General features: G+C 33.7%; 2 protein-coding genes. Both read right to left on the bottom strand.

The window, feature by feature from the left end; translation table 11 throughout:
* Window positions 1–267: 267 nt before the first annotated feature.
* On the bottom strand, window positions 268–1230 hold the full coding sequence (locus CDG56_RS16485; RefSeq protein WP_087548437.1) for an inovirus-type Gp2 protein: 963 nt from the start codon (window positions 1228–1230) through the stop codon (window positions 268–270).
* Window positions 1231–1505: 275 nt separating this feature from the next.
* Window positions 1506–3188: a hypothetical protein gene (locus CDG56_RS16480; protein WP_087548436.1), complete on the bottom strand. Its 1683-nt coding sequence runs from the start codon at window positions 3186–3188 to the stop codon at window positions 1506–1508.
* Window positions 3189–3360: the final 172 nt, after the last annotated feature.

Here is a 3360-nt window from a genome sequence, read left to right as displayed (position 1 = left end):
CGCTTTAGTATCATGTTTGAAGAGCGTGTAACCAAGTATTTTTAAAACTGTATTTACACAGAATTATTTACACCCTCCATAGACATTTTAATTGGTGAATAACATAAAATGTATTCCCAAGCAAAAGCATCCAAGCAAAAGCATCTAAATTTCACCTATAGGAATTGAGCCATCCCTGACCCATATCCTTAAGTACCTAATTGGCATTTTTAGCTAATAATGTATAACTCTATCCTAGTGTATTGAGATATATAACCTTTTACTCAATCAACATGATGAACAGCCAAAAGCCCTCATACCTTTCATCCTGACTCTGAGACGTTGATCAATCTTTTCAACAGTTATACGAGCCAAATAGCTATAAACAGCTTGAAGTCTTTCTAATCCTATTGGGTCTTCACGCTTAATCATTCCCAAACCATTTAGATACTTATAACTACCCTTTTCCTGAATAATTTCTTTATTCATCATCGTTTCACTGTTTTTCAAATCATCATCAGCATGTTTACACGTATGACAGTTCCAATAGTAACCAAGCCCTTCCGTGATTTCATTCATCCAAACCCTACCCACCCACCTAGCTAATTTGCAGTCATAAGTAGATGTAGAACCATCATAGATCAAAAACAAGTGAACATGATAACTGCCTTCTGGCGCATGTTCTAAACACCAAGCGTTGAATTTTAAATTTCTAAAACAAGTGTCTTTGTTTGCCATACGATTACGTAGTGTTCTTACATGCTTATTAAATATCTCAAGATCAACTCTGTCCTGACTATCAGCTCGATACTTCAGATCTACTCTAACCACTAGATTACGACTATAACGCTTAAATAAACCTTCAACATGCTTCTTAAGCCTATCAAACCTTCTTTTTACCCTATGTTTATATTGACGAAGATCATTGTCTACTTTTGGTTTATGCACTTGAAATTGCCAACTGAAATAACCTAGAAGTTGATCACTTACTTTCAGTAAAGACTCATAGCTATATTGTCCATCTTTGAATTTTTTAAAGTTTTGAAATTCAAATTCAGTGATAAAGTCAAACAATCCAAGATAATCTGAATAGCCGTGATTACAAGAATAAATCCTCTCAAAGTCATCTAGCAACTTGATCAGTCTTGGTAAATCCTTTCGCTGTAAACCTTGTTCAATGGTTGTCTTGGTAAAGGATTCAATTTCAATAATGAGATTGGGTTCATGGAGTGTATTTTGGTTCATATTCATGATGAGTAGTTCCGATATGTTCTCATCAGATGAGTGATATGAATATTTTTATATTTCTTATTTAGTTATATATTTCATTTAGATAGTATTCATCTATATATAGTATCTACTACAGTTTTTCAGACTGCACCAATGACCTAAGCATCGTTGAAGTATAGGACCATTAAGCCCTACAGCCCTAAGAACATTTTCTTATTTATCAAAGCTAAAGTTATGCGATGCGATATCCAATAATTTGATGAAAATCTCAACACATCTAGGGCAACAATTGATCATCACTCCTCAATATCGTTACCATTCTTTTGCTTTACTTTTAAATTTGGATTTTGACCAGTTGTGAAACGTTTTCTATTTTGGTCACTCACATCAAGATGACTGAACAAATCTAAATAACAGATACAAGGGAGATATACTTTCTTAAAAGCTTTTTTCATAACAGTGTCAACGGTCTCTACTTTCAATGAAAAGCCAACTAGCTCTGTGTATATATCAGATATCAAAACCTGTTCCAAACTATGCATTATCTTTATTGAATTACCCAAAATAGGTTTCTTCACCTTTGGTTCTTTAGTCTTCTTATCGTCTTTATCGTCTTTATCGTCTTTATCGTCAGGTTGATTACTATCGCTCATTTCATCCTTAGCATTATTCGAAATAGTTTGCTTTTCTTCTGGTAGTTCCCCATTACAACGATCAACAAAACTCTTTACATATTTTTCTATAGCTTCAAAAATATCCATTTTCCTAATCGACTCATACTCAAAAAACAGAGTTAGATCGGCATATAAGTTTGCTTCTCCCAATCCATAGTATTTCCGATCCCATCGAAGAATATAACCTCTTAACCAACATAACGGTTTTGCCGAACGTCCTACTCGAAGAAATTCAGTTAAAATCTTAGATTGATCATTTTTTCCTAAGACACCATTTATTGAACTGAATTTAAGATGTAAACGAATCACTAATACATCTTTCTCAAAAAGAAAGTCTGCATATTTTTGAAGCTTCTCAAACCTCCCCTTTAACTCTTTGAACTGCTTGATTTGTGTATCTTCTTCCAACCTATGCTTAAAGGTTTCAAATATGATCTCTGTTGCACGAATTGTATCTGCACTGATTGGCTGATTAATCAAATGCAGGAGTTGCCCACTATATGTTTCATTAAAATGAAGAAAATTTAATAAATTCTTTGATTTAAAAGCAGTCAGTTTTGCAACGGATAAAAAAGATTCATTTTCACTTAATTTGTTTAACAAACTAAGCCATATCCGACCTAAACGACTTAAACTCTTGTAATAAAATTTTGATGAATAGTTGTATGATGGTGGATGAACCAAATTGAATAATTTTGGCTGGTCAATTTTTAATGTTTCACAAAAGAGCTCTATCAACATTATTGTACTGTCTGTGGACAACTTACTAAAGCAGCTCACTTTCCGTACTAACTCTGTAGTGAGACTAACTAATCCAACAATATGCAAATAATCTAGTACCACATCAGGAAGATGTTTGCTATCAAGATATTTCTTCTTCCCAAATAAATCTAATACATCTTTCAATCTTGTTTGTTTTACTACTTCTAGCTCTTGCTGTTCTTTGGATAAATTTAGAAGGATAGGCCTAGTCGGTGTTGTTAGTTTCTTTACAATATCTTGACTACAGGAGAAACTCTCATTATTCAGATAAATAACCTGATCTACGGAGTAAAAAAAACTGTAGACCCAATACCAACAATCATAACGAGCCTTTAAGTTTCTTTTCTTAATTAGCCCCACAGCATGTTTAGAAACAAATTCACGAACACCATCATTCCAGTTCTGTATCACATAATTAGTAGAAGCCAATTCAGGAACTTCACTTACCTGCAATTCTAGTTGAGAAATAATCCCACTTTCAGAAATCGGAAAATTACCATCGAACATCAGTATAAAATGTAAGTTTAGACCGACCGCTTGCATCGGCTCAACTCTTAGCAAGTAACTCACTAAATTCGCTGTCTGATCTACCAGTTGTTTAATGCAATTAACTTCTTTCTCAAATTTGGAAAGTAGTTCTAGGGTCTGTTGAGAATTACCGAGAGTTAATTAAACTCGCGCACAATTGAATCATGGCTTCAAAACTCGTATCTGT

Origin of the sequence: Acinetobacter sp. WCHA39 (genome assembly GCF_002165385.1) — a bacterium.
In the GTDB taxonomy this organism is placed as follows: domain Bacteria; phylum Pseudomonadota; class Gammaproteobacteria; order Pseudomonadales; family Moraxellaceae; genus Acinetobacter.
This window is presented reverse-complemented; position numbering and strand designations above follow the sequence as displayed.